The organism is Aeromonas sp. S11(2024) (genome assembly GCF_041402345.1).
Classification (GTDB): Bacteria; Pseudomonadota; Gammaproteobacteria; order Enterobacterales; family Aeromonadaceae; genus Aeromonas; species Aeromonas veronii.
This window is the reverse complement of the sequence record NZ_JBGLRC010000009.1, coordinates 1-17427: the sequence shown is the minus strand read 5'-3', so window position 1 is coordinate 17427 and position 17427 is coordinate 1. Positions and strand designations below refer to the sequence as shown.

Here is a 17427-nt window from a genome sequence, read left to right as displayed (position 1 = left end):
TCTCCCACAGCGCTCTCACCTAAATCCACTCCGGCTTCGGCCGGAGTGGATGCTCTGTCATGAAAGGAAATCTCGATGCTCGTTGAACGTTTGGTTGCTGCCCGCTGTTCCGATCCCTTCTCTCACTTAGGCCTGCAGGCCAATCCGGATGGGCCCGGCCTCAAACTGACCGCCTGGTTGCCTGATGCCCTCGAAGTCCGCGTCAAGGATCTCAAGTCGGGCAAAGTCGTTGCCACCCTGGCGCCCACCGATGAATCGGGTCTTTTTGAAACTGTTTTCACCCGCCGCAAAAACTCCTTCCCCTATCAGCTGATCGCCAGCTACCAAGATGCCACTACCGAGGTTATCGACCCCTATCAGTTTCAGGATGCCGCCTGGGCAGGCCTGGCCGAACTGACTGCCCAGCCGGAAAACCTCTACCACACCCTTGGCGCCCAGCTGCGCACCGTGGAGCATCTTGGCCAGCAGGTGGAAGGGGTGCGTTTTGCGGTCTATGCACCGAGCGCCACCGCCGTGAGCCTCATCGGCGATTTCAACTTCTGGGATGGCCGCCGCCATCCGATGCAGCGCAGCCTCTGCGGTCACTGGGTGCTGTTTGTGCCGGGCCTCAAGGCCGGGGATCGCTACAAGTTCGAGCTCAAGGACCCCATGGGCAACCGGCTGCCCCACAAGAGCGACCCTGTAGGTTTCTACAGTGAGCAGTATCCGTCGTTCGCCTCCGTGGTCTATGACCACGCCCAGTACCAGTGGCAGGATGCCGAGTGGATTGCCAGCCAGCACAACGACAAGCGTGAGCAACCCCTATCCATCTATGAGCTGCACGTCGGCTCCTGGAAGCGCCACCCCAATGGCGACAGCCTGAGCTGGCGCGAACTGGCAGTGGAGCTGGTCGCCTACATCAAGGAGATGGAGTACACCCACATCGAGCTGCTGCCGGTCTCCGAGCACCCCTTCAGCGGCTCCTGGGGCTACCAGCCGGTGGGTATGTTCTCCCCCACCAGCCGCTACGGCACCGCTGATGATTTCAAATACTTCGTCGACCAGTGCCACCAGGCCGGCATCGGCATCATTCTGGACTGGGTACCCGCCCACTTCCCGTCCGATGCCCACGGCCTGGCCCGCTTCGATGGCACCCCGCTCTACGAGTACGAGGATCCGCGCCGTGGCTGGCACCCGGACTGGAACTCCTACATCTATGACTTTGGCCGCGACACAGTGCGCCAGTTCCTGGTGGCGAGCGCCCTGTTCTGGCTCGACAAGTTCCACATCGACGGACTGCGGGTGGATGCGGTCGCCTCCATGCTCTATCTGGACTACTCCCGCAACGCCGGTGAGTGGGTACCGAACGTCGATGGCGGCAACCACAACTACGAGGCGATCAGTCTGCTCAAGTGGACCAACGAGGAGGTCTACGGCAAGTACCCCCACGCCATGACCATCGCCGAAGAGTCCACCGCATTTGCCGGTGTCTCCCGCCCCACCTTCCTCGGCGGCCTCGGCTTTGGCTTCAAGTGGAATATGGGCTGGATGCACGACACCCTCACCTATATGCAGAAAGAGCCGATCCACCGTCGCTACCACCACAACGACATGACCTTCTCCATGGTTTACCACTATGACGAGAACTTCATCCTGTCGCTCTCCCACGACGAGGTGGTGCACGGCAAGCACTCCATGCTCTACAAGATGCCCGGTGACGAGTGGCAGCAAGCCGCCAACCTGCGCGCCTACATGGGCTTCATGTACGCCCACCCGGGCAAGAAGCTCAACTTCATGGGCACCGAAATCGCTCAGAGCAACGAGTGGAACCACGACGCCCAGCTGCCGTGGCACCTGCTGCAATATCCCAAGCATGCCGGTCAGCAGCGCCTGATCCACGATCTCAACCACCTCTACCGTCATGAGCCTGCCTTGTATCAGGCCGATTATGAGCAGACCGGCTTCCGCTGGCTGGATCACAACGATGCCGACAACAGCATCTTTGCCTGGCTGCGGGCGGACAAAGAGGGCAAGCAGGCTATTGTGGTGGCTTGCAACTTCACCCCGGTGCCCCGTATCGAATATCGGATCGGCGTCCCTGCGGCGGGCCACTATCGGGTGGTGCTCAACACCGACAGCGAGTATTACTGGGGCAGTAACTATGATGTAGGTCTGGTGTTCGCTGCCGAGCCGACCCCCTGGCAGGGGATGGCACACAGCATAGTGCTGGATCTGCCGCCGCTGGCGACCTTGTTTATCAAACAGGAGTCTTGATGCTTGTAATGGAAAAAGGGGTAGGCCACCCGCTGGGGGCCCGCCTTGACGAGAACGGTTGCCACTTCTGCGTCTGGGCCCCCCAGTCGGACAAGGTGCAGATCTGCCTGTACGACGAGCAGGAGCAGGAGCTGATGCGGCTGGAGCTGCCCGGCCGCCGTGGCCAGTATCGCTTTGGCTACGTGCGCGGCGTAAAGGCCGGTCAGCGCTACGGCTATCGGGTCTATGGCACCCCGCAGGAGGGGATGCTGTTCGATCCGCAAAAACTGCTGATTGACCCCTACGCCAAGGCGCTCAGTCGTCCCACCTACTGGGATGAAGCCCTCTATCAGGGTGACAGTGCAGGGATGATTGCCAAGTCGGTGGTAGTGGATGACAGTTTTGACTGGCAAGGGGTTGGCAAACCCGGGATCAGCCCGGCCCGCACCATTATCTACGAGACACACGTCAAGGGCTTTACCAAGCAGCATCCGGGGATCCCCAAAGCGCTGCAGGGCACCTACCTTGGCATCTGTCACCCGCTGGTTATCGAGCATATGAAGAGCCTCGGCATCACCTCGGTGCAGCTGATGCCGGTGGCCGCCTTCATGTCGGAACCGCGACTGGAGCAGCTGGGACTGACCAACTACTGGGGCTACAACCCCATCGCCTTCTTCGCCCCGGAGCCACGCTACAGCACCAGGGCCGACGAGGCGGTGACCGAGTTCAAGACCATGGTGCGCGAGCTGCACCGGGCCGGGCTCGAGGTGATCCTGGATGTGGTCTACAACCACACTGCCGCCTCTGGCTTCGACGGCCCCACCCTCTCGTTCAAGGGCTTTGACAACGCCGGTTACTACGCCTTCGAAGCGGGCCCCCACGGCCCGGACTACACCCGTCACGCCAACGTGACCGGCTGTGGCAACAGCGTCAATCTGGATCATCCCAACACCCTGCGGCTGGTGCTCGATGCCTTGCGCTACTGGGTCACCGAGATGCAGGTGGATGGCTTCCGTTTCGATCTGGCGGTGACGCTGGCGCGGGAAGCGGGGGAGTTCGAGCCCATGGGCGCCTTCTTCAAGGCCGTGATGGCCGACCCAGTGCTGTCACAGGTCAAGCTCATCGCAGAACCCTGGGACATCGGTCCCTTCGGCTACCGGCTGGGTCAATTCCCGAGCCAGTGGCAGGAGATCAATGACCGCTACCGCGACACGGTGCGCGCCTTCTGGCGCGGTGATGCGGGCAAGATGGGGGACTTTGCCACCCGCTTGGTAGGCTCGCGGGATATCTTCCCGAAGAACTGGCGCTCGCCTCACAGCAGCGTCAACTACCTCTGCTATCACGACGGTTTCACCCTGGAGGATCTGGTCTCCTACAACCAGCGCCACAATCAGGCCAACGGTGAAGACAATCGCGATGGTCACGGCAACAACCTCTCCTATAACCACGGGGTAGAGGGGCCGACCCTGGATCCGCGGGTCAACAGCCTGCGCCAGCAGCAGAAGCGCAATCTGATTGCCACTCTGCTGCTCTCCCAAGGCACTCCCCACTTCCTCGCCGGCGACGAGATGGGCCGCAGCCAGCTTGGCAACAACAACGCTTACTGTCAGGACAACCAGATCAGCTGGGTCAACTGGCAGTGGCGACCGGAGGATGAGCGGCTGTTCGCCTTCACCCAGCAGATGATGGCGCTGCGGGCGGAGTCCAGCGTCTTCTCCAACCTGCAACTGAGCGACGACAGCTGGAATGGCACCCCGTCCAGCTGCCATCAGGTCAACTGGTATCACCCGGACGGCCACCAGCTCACCGATCAGGATTGGCACGCTCCCATGGGGCAGGCGTTCGCCATGGATATCGGCATGATCAACTGTGTCGGCGAGCGCTGGTACGTGCTGTTCAACGCCAGCGATTACGATATCCAGTTCCGCCTGCCGCCGCCGGGGGAAGGGCTGGAGTGGATCCAGACCATCGACACTGCCACCAACGATGGCCTCCCCTTCCTGCCCGATGACATCAAACGGCAGGTGGCGGTCGGCCGGGCCCACTCCCTCAAACTGCTGGAGCGGGTGGCGCTGGCCAGCACGGCGGAGGATGCCCAGCCACCGCAGCAGGAAATTCTCCCTGCATCCGGTGAAGAGATGGTTGCCACCTCGATCACAGATACAGGCAAAGCATAAGAGGCATGCTGGAGTCAGCTTTACGGAGCCGCTATGCTGGGCTCCGGTATGGATGGCAAGGAGTCGGTATGAGCAGTAACAATCCGGAACAGTGGCGCAGCAAACTGACCCCCGAGCAGTTTCACGTCTGCTGGGAGAAGGGCACCGAGCGCCCCTACAGCGGCGCCCTGCTCCACAATCGCAAGAGCGGCGACTACCTCTGTGTCTGCTGCAAGAGCGTGTTGTTTCACTCAGGAGCCAAGTTTGATTCCGGCTGCGGCTGGCCCTCGTTCGACAAGGCCATCGAGGGGACGGTGGAGTACACCGAGGACAACAGCCACGGCATGAAGCGAGTGGAGATCACCTGCCGCCAGTGCGGCTCTCACCTCGGTCACGTCTTCCCCGACGGACCGACCGAGACAGGCCAGCGCTACTGCGTCAACAGCCTGAGTCTGGATTTCGATCCCGAGGCCTGAACGTCTTACCCATTGCAATAAAAACGGCGCCTCCATCACGGAGGCGCCGTTTTTTATCGGGATTCCACCGCATTCACGGCAGCAGGATAGCAGCAATCACCAGCAGGGCCGCGATGGCCGGTATCGGCAACTTCAACACCCGCAGCAGATAAAAGCCGATGGCCGCCAGCGCCAGATCGGTCGGCGCCAGCACCGCGCTCTGCCACACCGGCTGATAGAGGGCCGCCAGCAACAAGCCCACCACGGCGGCGTTGATTCCGGTGACGGCCCCCGCCAGACGGGGCTGGGCCAGCCACTGTTGCCAGCAGGGGCCCACCGCCCAGAGCAGCAGAAAGCCGGGTGCAAAGAGCGCCAGGGTCGCCAACAGGGCCCCGATCATCGGCATCTCGGGCTGCAGCTGGGCGCCAAGATAGGTGGCAAGGGTAAACATGGGGCCCGGCACCAACTGGGCCAAGCTGTAACCGGTCAGAAACTGCTGCCCGTTGAGAGTGTGTCCCACGCTCTCTTGCAGCAGCGGCAGCACCACATGGCCACCGCCAAACACCAGACTACCGGCGCGATAGAAGTCGGCAACCAGCTGGCCAATCGGGCTGCCGAGCAGCGGCAGACCGATAAAAAGGATGCCAAACAGCAGCAGAGTCGGCCAATGAGGCTGACTGCTGGCGGCAGAAGGCAGCTCGGCGGAGGCTGGCACACTACCCGCCCCACGCTGGCTGCGGGCGCAGATAAACGCAGCTCCCGCCAGCATCAACAGTTGAGTCAGCAGACCGGGCTGCCACCAGAGTGCAGCAGCGGTCACCACCATAATCCCCTGGGTCATTCCCGTGGCACAGAACTGACGACTCATGGTGAGCACCGCATCGGCCACCACGATAAGCGCCAGCAGCTTGAGGCCGTGCAACGCCGCATCGAGCCACAGATTGCTGCCCAGCTGGCCGATGCCGATCGCGGCCGCCAGTAGCAGCAGAAATGAGGGCAGCGTGAAGCCAACAAAAGCAGAGAGCGCCCCGCCCAGACCGGCGCGATGACGACCGATGGCGAAACCAAGCTGGCTGGAGGCGGGCCCCGGCAGCAGTTGGCACAGCGCCAGCAAGCGGGCAAATTCGGCCTGTGTCAGCCAGCCGAGCCGCTGGACGAAGGTGCGCTGGAAATAGCCGATATGAGCGGCCGGGCCGCCAAAACTGATGCATCCCAGCCATAAAAACTGAATAAATACCTGTCCCACGCTCTTCTCCCTCATCCCTCTTCTCCCGATGGAGAGGGGATATTATGACAGCGCGATGATCGTTTTATGACAATCAGGCTGATTCGGCCGACACCATGGGCATATCACCCGGCAGATAGCAGCGTCCCGCCAGCCAGCAGGAGATGGATTGGCGGCTGGCGTCGAAATGGGGCTCTGGCAACGCGCGCGGATCGCACCAGACCCAGCCTTCGCACTTCTCCGGCTCCAGCAGCTGCGGCTCACCATCGGCCCGGGCGTGCAGGGTCACCGAGATATAGTGCAGCCCGCTCTCGCGCCATGTCTCCAGATTGTTGGTCACCGCTACCACCTCGGGCCCCTGGATCTCCAGTCCGGTCTCCTCGGCCACCTCGCGGATCGCCGCCGACTCGAAGCTCTCTCCCAACTCCAGATGACCACCCGGGATCGACCAGTAGGGGGCATGGCTCCCTTTGCGTTTGCCAAGCAGCACCTGGCCTTGGGCGTTGGTCAAGATGACGCCGACCCCGACGCGGGGATAGAGAGTGGACATGAAAACGCTCCTTCAATAAGGCAGTAAAACGGCCCCACCTTAGGCCCAAGGAGGGCACAGAGCAAGCCCCGGCTGCACGGCACCTGCACCTGTCGGTAGCACCTCCCCTTGCCCCTGAACCGGTTATCACTGATGCTGGGGAGTGAAGCCCGGATCGAGAGGTCATCCCAATCCTCTCAGTCCCCCATCACCCCGAGGAGTCCGCCATGAAAAAATTGCTCCCCCTGTGCGCCCTGCTGCTCACGGCTTGCCAAACCACGCAGCCCCCCAACTCGCTCGCCATCGATGATGCTGACGCCTGGCAGGCCATTTGCAAAGATGGCACCCGGGTTCGCGCCGTGGTAGCAGAGGGGATCTGTGGGGATCATCGCGGGGTAGCCATGTGGACGAATAAGCCAAGAGCTGAACGGATGGCAGAAGAAGCCGCCAAATAGTGTGATCCAGGCACCATAAAATGACACTGCCGGCCAATTGGCCGGATTTTTTCGCGATCTCGCCAGCACTTTGCCACCTTGTTCATGGTGCGCTCAGTTTTCTGTTCCCATACTGGCCCTACAGTTCCAAAAGAGGAGAGACAAGATGCAAACATCCATCGTCGGGCTCTCCATTCTGTGGGGGCTAGCCAGTTTTGGTGTTCAGGGGGATTTCATCGAGAGCCGTGATTCCGTTGCGCCATCCTGGCAAGCCGAGTCCAGAGTGGAGATGGAAGGTTATCTGATTGAATCGCTTGGCGAAGATCGCTGGTTGTTCGACAACGGCAGCGAGAGCCTGCTGGTCTCCCTGCCCGAGGGGCAGTGGGTGCCGACCGGTGAGCGGCTGCGGGTCAGCGGCGAACCGCAGCAGGAGCAGAGCGGCTGGCTGCTGCAGGTGGAAGACATCAGCCAGGTCAGCGTCTGACCACAGCAGTCGCCCCGTCACCGCGACAGCTAATCCAGAACCGAATAACCACGACCGAATAACCAAGAGCGAATAGCAAAAGAGGAGGCCACTGGCCTCCTCTTTCTGTTTATATGAGCGGTTTGCGCGGGCTCACCCCAGATGGTTGAGCGGCAGCGCCGTCTTGTGCTTGATGCGGCGCAGCACGAAGCTGGAGCGCACCCCGGTCACCCCCGGGATATGGGTCAGCTTGTCCAGCAGGAAGTGCTGGTAATGCTCCATGTCGCGCACCACCACCTTGAGCTGGTAGTCGGCATCATTGCCGGTGATAAGGTCACACTCCAGCACTTCGGGCAGTTCGCTGATGGCGCGATCGAAGTTTTCGAACCGCTCGGGCGTATGTCTGTCCATGGAGATGTGAATGTAGGCGGTGAGAGTGAGACCAAGCTGGCGGGCGTTGAGCAGAGTAACGTGGGTGTCGATGAGACCGGCATCCTCCAGCGCCTTGACCCGGCGGGAGCAGGGGGACGGCGAGAGCCCTACCAGCTCGGCCAGTTCCAGATTGCTGATGCGGCCATTCTCCTGCATCAGCTCGAGAATATGTCTGTCTATGCGATCAAGTTTCAGCATTTACCCTTCCTCGTTGCAATGACTAATCCACTTTTCCTAGATTAAGGGTGAACTATTGCAAAAACAACCGAAATAAGTGGTTACTTTGCAACCACTCACCGGCACGGGAGGGATACTATGGTTACGTCTTCCGGTGGCAAAGCAGATACCTGACCGGGTCTCTGCGGTGAAGGACCTTACCGGGTCAAGAGCCCCATCAGCCGTCTTACCTTATCGGGAAACGACGGGCTGGAACGAGAGAACCCCCTCCCCGAAGGCAACAAAGCAGGCATCCCGGCGCCTGCTTTGTTGTTTTTGGGCGTTTGACGAAATCAGAGCGCGGGCGGCGTGATGCGATAGAGGCAGCGATGCGCCCCCTCCAGCAGATATTGCTCCCGCTCCACCGTCGCCGGCGCCAGCAGCTGGCGAAACAGCGCTAGCTCGCTGCGACAGAAACCTCGGCAAGTACGCGCCGCCGCACAGATGGGGCAGTGACTCTCCCACAGCAACCAGCTGCCATCCTCCTCGCGACGGATCTCCGCCATGTAGCCCTCGCGAGTGCGCAGCTCCTTGAGAGCCGCCAACCGGCCAGAGAGGCCATGCGACCCCAGCACCTCCTGATAGCGAGCCAGCATCTGCTGCTCCCGCTGCAGGATAAGCCGCTCCAACCCCTCTTCGCCAAACAGCTCGCGCACGTTGTCGATCAGCTGCACGGTCAGGTCGCTATGGCTATCGGGGAAGCGTTGCCAAGCCTGCTCGGTGAGCTGCCACAGCCGCACGGGACGACCGCGCCCGCGTGCCTCGTCGTTGAATGTGACCCACCCCTCCTGCTCCAGTGCGAGCAGGTGCTGGCGGGCGCCCATGGAGGTCATCTGCAACTGCTCCCCCAGCGCGGCGGCGCTCTGCGGGCCATGGCTCTTGAGCAGAAACAGGATCTTGTCGGTGCTTGCGTTCATGACCCCATTATGGGGAGCCCCCTTTATTAAATCAACGATTCACTTTACTTAATCCCGTCTATGAATCAGCATAAATAAACAAATAACTTTACTTAATGGGTGCAACATGGAGAAACACGGGCACAAAAATCCCCTCTGGGTGCTGGTCATGACGGTCACGCTGGCAGTTGCAGGCTTCAGTCTCCCCTCCCCGGTATTGGCACCCTTGCTGCTGGATCCGGCCCACGGCATGCTGACGCCGGAAGCCTCCGACTGGAGCCGCAAGGTGTGGCTGGGGGTCATCATGGGGCTCTATCCGCTGTTCCAGCTGGTGGGCAGCCCCTGGCTCGGTCGCCTCTCCGACCGCTATGGCCGCAAGCCACTGCTGTTGCTCTCGCTGGCGGGGGTACTGGCAGGCTATGCCCTGATGGCACTCGGTATCGCCTGGCGCTCCCTCCCCCTGTTGCTGCTTAGCCGGATTGTGGAGGGGCTATGCAACGGCAACATCGCCATCGTGCAGGCGATGGCGGCGGATCTCGCTGGCAAGGAGCACAAGGCGCGCAGCTTCGCCTGGATCAACATCGGCATGAATTTGGGCTGGGTAGTGGGACCGGTGATCGGGGGCTACGCCGCGGTGATCTCGGGGGATTACAGTCTGGCGGCCTGGCTGGCCGTCGCGATGACCCTGCTCAATCTGCTGCTGGTGCTCTGGCTGGTGCCCCATCGTCCGCCGGTGGCGGCCGCCCGGGAGGCAGCGACCCTCTCCAGCCGCCAGCTGTTGCTGCAACCGGCCCTGCTGCCCTACTTCGCGCTCACCCTGATCAGCTATGGCGCCGTGCAGCTCTATTTCACCTACTTCAATATCTGGCTGGTGGAGAGGCTGGCCTGGGATCCGGCCCAGCTGGCGCAGGCGGCGGTGCTGGTGAGCCTGCCCATGATGGCGGGCTCCTGGCTCGGCTCCCGCATCGCCCGTCACTGGCGCGGCAGCTCCCTCGGCATTGCCGGCCATCTGGTGATGGCGAGCGGCATGCTGCTCTTTATCCTGCCCGTGCACTGGTGGGGACTGGCGCTTACCTTCGTTCCCGCTGGCATCGGCATGAGTCTGGGAGAGCTGGCCACTTCGGTGGCGATCTCCAACCGCAGTCACCCGGAGCAACAGGGGCAGGCGATGGGGCTCTACCGCGCCCTCGCCGTGGGTAGCGAGATCCTGGCGGTGCTGCTTGGCAGTCTGGTGCTGCTGGCCGGTACCGAGTGGCCCTTCTATCTCGCCACCCTCTGCTCCCTTGCCAGTGCCGCCGGTTTCTATCTGCTGCGCCGCCGTGCCGACCGTCGTCAACAGCTGGCCAGCTGCACCTGAGCCACGAAGGGATCACAGTTCGGTGCTTCGGCCGCGGGCAAGGCTTGCATCGGGGCGCCGGGTCTGGGACGGTAAGGCTCTTTGCGGATTTGTTCGATGCTGGAGGAGCTATGAGTGAGTACAAGGCCATCGCGCTCGATATGGATGGCACCCTGCTGACCCGGGATCACAAGATCTCGTCGGCCACCCGGGCAGCCCTGGCGCAGGCCCGCGCCCACGGCATCAAGGTGCTTCTGGTCACGGGGCGCCACTACATGACGGCACGCCCCTTCCACCACGAACTGGCCCTCGATACCCCCCTCATCTGCAGCAACGGCGCCTATCTCTATGATCCGGTGCAAAACGGGATCCTCAGCGGCGACCCGCTGGCGGCCGCCCCGCTTACCGAGCTGCTGGCCGCGGTGGAGGCACAACAGATGGGCGCCCTGTTCCACCTGAGCGAGGGGATCGGCTACATCGGCTGCGAAGAGCATGTCACCCGCATCCGCCACTGGTCGGCCAATCAGCCGGACCACCTCAAGATCGCCCTCCACCCGGTCGAGGAGCTGGCAGGCTGGCTCGACAACCCGGTCTGGAAACTGGAGCTGTTCAATCAGGATCCGGCACGCCTGCACACCTTTATGGGCGAGGTGGTCGAGCAGATGCCCTTTACCCGCGACTGGGCGGCCCCCTATGCGGTAGAGCTGGTACAGCCCGGTTGCAGCAAGGGCAACCGGCTGGCCCAGTGGGCAGCCAGCGAAGGGATTGCGATGGAGCAGGTGGTGGCGTTTGGGGACAACAACAACGACATCAGCATGTTCGAGCAGGTGGGGCTGGCGGTGGCCATGGGCAATGCGGCCCCGCAGATCCAGAGCCATGCCCATCGGGTCACGGCCGACCACAACGAAGATGGCATCGCACTGGCGCTACAGCGCTGGGTACTGCCCTGAGCTGACAAGATGCAACATGGCCAGCACGCGGGCTGGCCATGAAGAGAGGGATTAACCGCCGAAGGAGAACTGGATCACCCGATCCGGATAGCGCAGACGGTTGTACTCCCGGCGCAGGGATTCGTAGTGGCGAATGGCCCGATCGCGTTTGGCACGGTAGTAGTCTCGCTGTTCCGTGTTGGTTTCGTTGCGAATGCTGCGCTCCAGCGTATCGATATCCCGCTCGGTGCGCTCCAGCTCGTCACTGATCTCCCGCAGGCGGGAAGCCAGTTTGTACTCTTCGTAGCCACGCTGATACTGCTTGAGGAAGCTGGCGTCATTGGGGCATACCCCCAGATAGGCCTGCCCCTCCTTGCCCTTGCTGTAAGCCAGCTCGGGGATGCAGTAGAGCTCCAACCCCTTGTCGTAGCCCCGTTTCCACTCGGCCTCATCCACTTTGAGGCCATATTCGCTGCAAGACGAAACGTAATCGCGGGTCGCCTGACGGGTTTTGCCTTCCGATCCATCCTGATAACCCAGGTTGTACCAACTCATGGTGCGGCACTCATCTTCTGACAGGGCACTGCATCCCGCCAGCAATACCGGCAGGGTCAGCAACAGGATTTTGGGGGACATGAACAGACTCCGGAAAAGATAGTGAGCGGCATTCTAGAGAGGATAAAAGGCCATAACAAGGGATGCGCCCCCGCACGGTCTGGTGCGGTTTATTTGATATTTTTGTCACTATTCGCGACCACGCCAGACGGGGCAGCCAACCCGCTTTCCTTGTTATCAGGTGCAAGGTAAACTGCGCCATCTTTTAACTGGCGCGCAACAAAAACAATGAAAGTCCTGACCGTCGATTACCGCTCACCCGATGCGGCCCAACGCTTCACCGAATCCCTGCGAACCACCGGCTTTGGCGTGCTGACCAACCACCCCATCCCGAAAGAGCTGGTGCAGTCCATCTACGACAACTGGTATCGCTTCTTCATGAGCGAGCAGAAGCAGGATTTCCTGTTCAACCGCGAAACCCAGGATGGCTACTTCCCGCCGTCGGTCTCCGAGGTGGCCAAGGGCCATAGCCAGAAAGACATCAAGGAGTACTTCCACATCTACCCCTGGGGCCAGATGCCACAAGAGCTGAAAGAGCAGGCGATGGAGTACTATCGTCTGGCCAACGGTCTGGCCGCCGAGCTGCTGGGCTGGGTGGAGCAGTACACCCCGGCCGATATCGCCGCTCACTACAGCTGCCCCCTCTCCTCGATGATCGAAGAGAGCCAGAAGACCCTGCTGCGGGTGCTGCACTATCCGCCGTTCGATGGTACCGAGGAGCCGGGCGCTATCCGCGCCGCCGCCCACGAAGATATCAACCTGCTCACCATTCTCCCTGCCGCCAACGAACCAGGCCTGCAGGTGAAGGGCTCCGATGGCGAATGGATGGACGTGCCGTGCGATTTTGGCACCCTCATCATCAACATCGGCGACATGTTGCAGGAGGCCTCTCGCGGCTACTACCCCTCCACCACTCACCGCGTCATCAACCCGACCGGTGGCAGTGCCGCCAAGTCGCGTATCTCCCTGCCGCTGTTCCTCCACCCGCGCCCGGATGTGGTGCTCTCCGAGCGCCATACTGCCCACAGCTACCTGATGGAGCGGCTGCGGGAGCTGGGAGTGATCTAGTCCGCCGACGAGCAATTGTCAGAGACCAAACCGGAGCAATCTCGCTCCGGTTTTTTATTTGGTGGCAGGATTGGGCTAAAAACAGAATTAAATTAGACAATCGTGCCAATAAATCGCATTTATACCTGATAACCGTCGTAGTGATTGCGCCGTGACCTCCGTAACATGAGCGCCATTCTGCCCCTGCCAAGGGGCGCTCGATTGGAGTTCTTATGAAGCAGTCCCAATGGTCATCCCGACTCGGCTACATCCTCGCCGCAGCGGGTTCCGCGGTCGGTATCGGCGCAATCTGGAAATTCCCCTATGTCACCGCCGTCAACGGCGGCGGCGCCTTCCTGCTGGTCTTTCTGCTGTTCAGCTTCACCCTGGGGGTTGCGGTACTGATGGGGGAAACCCTGCTCGGCAGCATGAGTCGCCGCGGGGTAGTCGGAGCCTTCTCCGATCTGCTCGGCAAACAGTGGCGATGGGTTGGGGTAATGGGGGTGATCTCTACCCTGCTCATCTACTGCTTCTACAGCGTAGTGGGCGGCTGGACCCTGGGTTATACCGGCATGGCCATCTCCGGCGATCTCAACCATGGTGATGCAGCAGCCCTCACCGCCCGCTTCAATGACTATGTCAGTGGCGACGTCTGGCCCATTCTCACCCATCTGCTGTTTGCCGCCCTCACCTGGATGGTGGTGCAAGGAGGCATTCAGAAAGGGGTGGAGCGCACCTTGCGATGGATGATGCCGGCCCTGTTCCTGATGATCCTGATGCTGGTCGCCTTTGGCCTCACCCTGCCCAATGCGATGGCGGGAGTACGTCACTTCCTGATGCCCGACTTCAGCAAGCTGGGGATGTCCGGCGTGCTCGATGCCATGGGGCTGGCCTTCTTCTCCCTCTCCATCGGTCTGGGCATTCACACCACCTACGGCGCCTATCTGCCGACCAGCGAAGGGGTTGGTCGCTCCAGCCTCTGGGTGGTGCTGCTGGCCAGCATGGTGGCGGTACTGGCGGGGCTGATGATTTTCCCGGTGCTGGCCTCGACCGGTATCGACCCGGCCTCCGGCCCCGGTCTCACCTTTATGACCATGCCGGCGGTATTTCAGCTGCTGCCCTTCGGTCAGGTGCTTGAGGTGATCTTCTTCGCCCTGCTGGTCTTTGCCGCGCTCTCCTCGGCCATCTCCCTGCTGGAGCATTTGCAGTGCTTCCTGTGCGAGACCTGGGGTTGGTCACGCCGCACGGCCTGCAGCGCCATCACTGGATTCGTCATGGTTAGCGGTGTTCCGGTCAGCCTGTCGTTTGGCCCGCTGCAACACGCCACCCTGTTTGGCAAAACCATTTTCGAGTTGCTGGACTTTGTCACCTCCAACCTGATGATGCCGCTGTTCGGCCTGATGCTGACGCTGCTGCTGGGCTGGAAGCTGGGACGCAAGGCGTTGCCGCAAGGGATTGCCAGCCACTGGCATCACTTGCTGATGAACTGCTGGCGCTGGATTGCCCCCTTGCTGATCGGCGGGATCTTGATTCGCGGTCTGGTGTGACGGTTACTCTTCGCGGGCGGACTCATCGGCCCGCCCCTGTGCGGCTCTGACGGCATCCAGGGCATTCTGCCAGCGGGTGATCTCGGCATCATCCGTTCCCTTGGAGAAGACGATATAGAGACCGGCCTGATGGAGCAGTACACCACTGCTGACGATGCTGCGCCGGGATAACCCCATCTTGTCGAGGGTGGCCTCCATTACCAGCTCCGCCATCGGCAAAGCATCGATCTTGCCCAGCATCAGCCGCTCTATCGCCTCCCCGACCGTCTTGTAGCGCACCAGATTGGTGTAGCCCTCATGGGTCAGCCGCACATCATCGGCGTTACCCAGCACGACCCCCACTCTGGGCAGCTCCCGCAGCTGCGCCAGCGAGGTCAGCGGGTGGCGACTATCCGGCGCCTGATAGATAAAGACCCGATTGATAAAGAGCGGGCCAACCCATTTGAAATGGGACTCCCGCTCCGGGAGCCGCTGTACCACGAACAGTCCATAGCCGGGCTCGACCCGTGCCAGCGCCAGCGCCCGTTTGAGCGGGTAAATCCGCACCGGATAGCGGGTGCCAAGCTCCTCCTGCACCTCATCAATCAAACGAATAGCGAATCCGTCGAGCTTGCCGTCGCGGTATTCGGTAAAGGGGGGTAAGTCGTGACTCAGCAGGGTTAATCCGGGCTGCGCCGACACACTCAGGCTGATCAATAACCAGGGCAGCACCATCCATCTCATACGACATCCTGTCTCATCGTTGTTCCCGTCAGCGCCATGTCGCGGTCACTAGTTCCAGAAGAAGCTACGTCGATTATCGCCCAGTAAATAGCCACAAGGTAGAAAAGATACGGCTCGGCGAGGTTTTCCCCCATTGAGTTGTACGTATAGTCAGAGTGGTGACAGCGGCACACAAAAAAATTTTGATTTTATGTGTCAATTATTCTTTCCATGGTTTAGGCTGTTTCCTCATTCATTAGTCAGGTTGTCACCTCATGTCTGCCATCCTCGTGCTGTTTGGTCGATTTTTTAGCTCGCAAGAGAGGTGACCTTGCACGCACAGTTTTTCTGAATGTTCATTGCAAAGGTCGCCTCAGGCGGCCTTTTTTATGGTCTGTCGTTTATTGCTACTCAGGAGTATTGCTTCGATGTCGTGTTACCCGGAGGTTGTATGAGCCAGGTTCAGTGGTCTTCCCGTCTCGGTCATGTGCTGGCCGCAGCAGGCACAGCGATTGGCCTTGGTGCCATCTGGAAGTTTCCCTATGTGACCGCCACCAATGGCGGTGGCGCCTTTCTGCTGGTGTTTCTGCTGTTCAGCTTTACCCTGGGGGTAGCGGTACAGGTCGGCGAAACCCTGCTCGGCAGCCATAGTCAGCGCGGGGTGCTCGGCGCTTTTCGCAAACTGGTGGGGCCGAACTGGCGCTGGATGGGGTATATGGGGATCGCCTGCGGCTTCTTTATCTACAGCTTCTACAGCGTGGTCGGTGGCTGGACCGTGGGTTACGCCGCGCTGGCGATGGCTGGCAAGCTCAACCTGAGCGAGGGGAGCGCCCTCACCGCCCTGTTCAACGGCTATGTCAGCAACCCCTGGTGGCCGGTGCTGACCCATCTGATCTTCGCGGGCCTGACCTGGTGGTTCGTGCAGGGGGGTATTCAGAAAGGGGTTGAGCGGGCGCTGCGCTGGATGATGCCCGCGCTCTTCATCATGATGCTGCTGCTGGTGGGGGTCGGACTCTCCATGCCGGGCTCCATGGCGGGTGTACGCCAGCTGCTGCTGCCGGACTTCTCCATGCTGACCGGCCAGAGCGTGCTGGACGCGTTGGGACTGGCCTTCTTCTCCCTCTCAATCGGGCTCGGGGTACACACGACCTATGGCGCCTACCTGCCTAATAGCGAAGGGGTGCTGCGTTCCGGGGTCTGGGTGGTCACTCTGGCAAGCCTTATCTCGGTGCTGGCGGGCTTGATGATCTTCCCGGCGCTGGCCTCCACCGGCATCGATCCCACCGCAGGGCCAGGGCTCACCTTTATGACCATGCCAGCCGTGTTCAGCCATCTGCCGTTCGGTCAGGGACTCGGGGTTGTCTTCTTCCTGTTGCTGCTGGTGGCGGCGCTCTCCTCCTCCATCTCCATGCTGGAGCATCTGGTGCGCTTCACCACCGAGGAGTGGGGCTGGTCGCGCCGTGGCGCCTGCCGGGTGTTGACCCTGCTCATCATGGCCTCCGGCATTCCGGTGAGCCTGTCGTTCGGCCCCTGGAGTGCTCTGACCCTGTTTGGCAAGACCATCTTCGAGTTGCTCGACTATCTGACCTCCAACCTGATGATGCCGCTGTTTGGTCTGGTACTGACCCTGCTGCTGGGCTGGCGCCTGGGTGATGCCATTCTCCCTTCGGGCCTGTCACCCGCCCTGCGTCTGGCGCTGCTCTGGTGCTGGCGCGTGGTGGCGCCGCTACTGATCAGCGGGATCCTGATCCGCGGGATCATGTAACACCTTGCACATCTTTGCGGGCAGGCCTTGGCCTGCCCTTTTTATTGCTGGCGTTTACTTTATTACAGGCGTTCATATGAGCAGCATCACGATGGACAAGAGTGCAGTCGGGCAATCTCGGCAAAGCAGAGTAGAGGATGTGCGAAATGACAGAGTGGCAGAGTGGCAGAGTGGCAGAGTGGCAGAGTGGCAGAATGGCACAATAAGAGGTGGTGCTTGGCTCGCCACAACGGCAACAGAAGAAGCTGGAGTACTGAATTTCAGGCAAAAAAAAGCCCCATCTGAGTGGGGACTTTCTCTGCAACCGCAGCTGATATCTCAGCTTCACTTGCGAATATGGTGGTCGTTACTGGGATCGAACCAGTGACCCCCTCCTTGTAAGGGAGGTGCTCTCCCAGCTGAGCTAAACGACCTGGGATTCTTGAAATGATGGTGGGTCGTGCTGGAT

16 protein-coding genes and 1 tRNA gene are annotated in these 17427 nt (G+C 61.0%); 10 read left to right on the top strand and 7 right to left on the bottom strand.

From position 1 onward, the window contains the following. Window positions 1-75 precede the first annotated feature (75 nt). From glgB to msrB, 3 genes are all read left to right on the top strand, one after another. On the top strand, window positions 76-2253 hold the full coding sequence (gene glgB, locus ACB040_RS09665) for a 1,4-alpha-glucan branching protein GlgB (protein WP_371154550.1): 2178 nt from the start codon (window positions 76-78) through the stop codon (window positions 2251-2253). Further along, window positions 2253-4409: a glycogen debranching protein GlgX gene (gene glgX, locus ACB040_RS09660; protein WP_371154548.1), complete on the top strand. Its 2157-nt coding sequence runs from the start codon at window positions 2253-2255 to the stop codon at window positions 4407-4409. The genes glgB and glgX overlap by 1 nt, the downstream gene beginning before the upstream one ends. Before the next feature lie 68 nt (window positions 4410-4477). Continuing rightward, window positions 4478-4864, top strand: a complete 387-nt coding sequence (gene msrB / locus ACB040_RS09655; RefSeq protein WP_371154546.1) for a peptide-methionine (R)-S-oxide reductase MsrB — start codon at window positions 4478-4480, stop codon at window positions 4862-4864. Between the two features lie 73 nt (window positions 4865-4937). Here the strand turns inward: msrB and chrA are convergent, their stop codons facing one another. Continuing rightward, window positions 4938-6089: a chromate efflux transporter gene (gene chrA / locus ACB040_RS09650; RefSeq protein WP_371154544.1), complete on the bottom strand. Its 1152-nt coding sequence runs from the start codon at window positions 6087-6089 to the stop codon at window positions 4938-4940. A 73-nt stretch (window positions 6090-6162) separates the two neighbouring features. Then, on the bottom strand, window positions 6163-6618 hold the full coding sequence (locus ACB040_RS09645; RefSeq protein WP_371154542.1) for an NUDIX hydrolase: 456 nt from the start codon (window positions 6616-6618) through the stop codon (window positions 6163-6165). Between the two features lie 206 nt (window positions 6619-6824). On the opposite strand from ACB040_RS09645, the gene ACB040_RS09640 reads away from it, so the two are divergent. Both ACB040_RS09640 and ACB040_RS09635 read left to right on the top strand, forming a co-directional pair. Next, window positions 6825-7052 (top strand): hypothetical protein, encoded by a 228-nt coding sequence (locus tag ACB040_RS09640; protein ID WP_005354741.1) that lies wholly within the window; start codon window positions 6825-6827, stop codon window positions 7050-7052. A gap of 145 nt (window positions 7053-7197) precedes the next feature. After that, window positions 7198-7515: a hypothetical protein gene (locus tag ACB040_RS09635; RefSeq protein WP_005343224.1), complete on the top strand. Its 318-nt coding sequence runs from the start codon at window positions 7198-7200 to the stop codon at window positions 7513-7515. Between the two features lie 132 nt (window positions 7516-7647). Here the strand turns inward: ACB040_RS09635 and ACB040_RS09630 are convergent, their stop codons facing one another. Continuing rightward, entirely contained in the window at window positions 7648-8124 is a 477-nt protein-coding gene (locus ACB040_RS09630; RefSeq protein ID WP_005304871.1) for an Lrp/AsnC family transcriptional regulator, read from the bottom strand. 311 nt (window positions 8125-8435) lie between these two features. Continuing rightward, entirely contained in the window at window positions 8436-9059 is a 624-nt protein-coding gene (locus ACB040_RS09625; RefSeq protein ID WP_371154539.1) for a helix-turn-helix transcriptional regulator, read from the bottom strand. A gap of 106 nt (window positions 9060-9165) precedes the next feature. On the opposite strand from ACB040_RS09625, the gene ACB040_RS09620 reads away from it, so the two are divergent. Both ACB040_RS09620 and ACB040_RS09615 read left to right on the top strand, forming a co-directional pair. Then, window positions 9166-10395, top strand: coding sequence for an MFS transporter (locus ACB040_RS09620; protein ID WP_371154537.1), 1230 nt, complete (start codon window positions 9166-9168; stop codon window positions 10393-10395). Window positions 10396-10505: 110 nt separating this feature from the next. After that, window positions 10506-11324: a Cof-type HAD-IIB family hydrolase gene (locus ACB040_RS09615; protein ID WP_160882250.1), complete on the top strand. Its 819-nt coding sequence runs from the start codon at window positions 10506-10508 to the stop codon at window positions 11322-11324. A gap of 51 nt (window positions 11325-11375) precedes the next feature. Here ACB040_RS09615 and ACB040_RS09610 read toward each other — a convergent pair whose 3' ends face one another. Next, window positions 11376-11939 carry a DUF2799 domain-containing protein gene (locus tag ACB040_RS09610; protein WP_371154535.1) on the bottom strand — a complete coding sequence of 188 codons (564 nt, stop codon included), beginning with the start codon at window positions 11937-11939 and terminating at the stop codon, window positions 11376-11378. A gap of 207 nt (window positions 11940-12146) precedes the next feature. On the opposite strand from ACB040_RS09610, the gene ACB040_RS09605 reads away from it, so the two are divergent. Together ACB040_RS09605 and ACB040_RS09600 are read left to right on the top strand one after the other, a co-directional pair. Continuing rightward, window positions 12147-12986, top strand: coding sequence for an isopenicillin N synthase family oxygenase (locus ACB040_RS09605; RefSeq protein ID WP_103250910.1), 840 nt, complete (start codon window positions 12147-12149; stop codon window positions 12984-12986). A 212-nt stretch (window positions 12987-13198) separates the two neighbouring features. Beyond that, window positions 13199-14512, top strand: coding sequence for a sodium-dependent transporter (locus tag ACB040_RS09600; protein WP_069554891.1), 1314 nt, complete (start codon window positions 13199-13201; stop codon window positions 14510-14512). 3 nt (window positions 14513-14515) lie between these two features. On the opposite strand, the gene ACB040_RS09595 is transcribed toward ACB040_RS09600, so the two are convergent. Continuing rightward, window positions 14516-15235, bottom strand: a complete 720-nt coding sequence (locus ACB040_RS09595; protein WP_371154532.1) for a substrate-binding periplasmic protein — start codon at window positions 15233-15235, stop codon at window positions 14516-14518. Window positions 15236-15665: 430 nt separating this feature from the next. On the opposite strand from ACB040_RS09595, the gene ACB040_RS09590 reads away from it, so the two are divergent. Continuing rightward, complete coding sequence (locus ACB040_RS09590) at window positions 15666-16979, top strand: sodium-dependent transporter (protein ID WP_371154530.1); 1314 nt, start codon at window positions 15666-15668, stop codon at window positions 16977-16979. Window positions 16980-17316: 337 nt separating this feature from the next. Here ACB040_RS09590 and ACB040_RS09585 read toward each other — a convergent pair. Then, window positions 17317-17392 (bottom strand) — tRNA-Val (locus ACB040_RS09585). Between the last annotated feature and the right edge of the window lie 35 nt (window positions 17393-17427).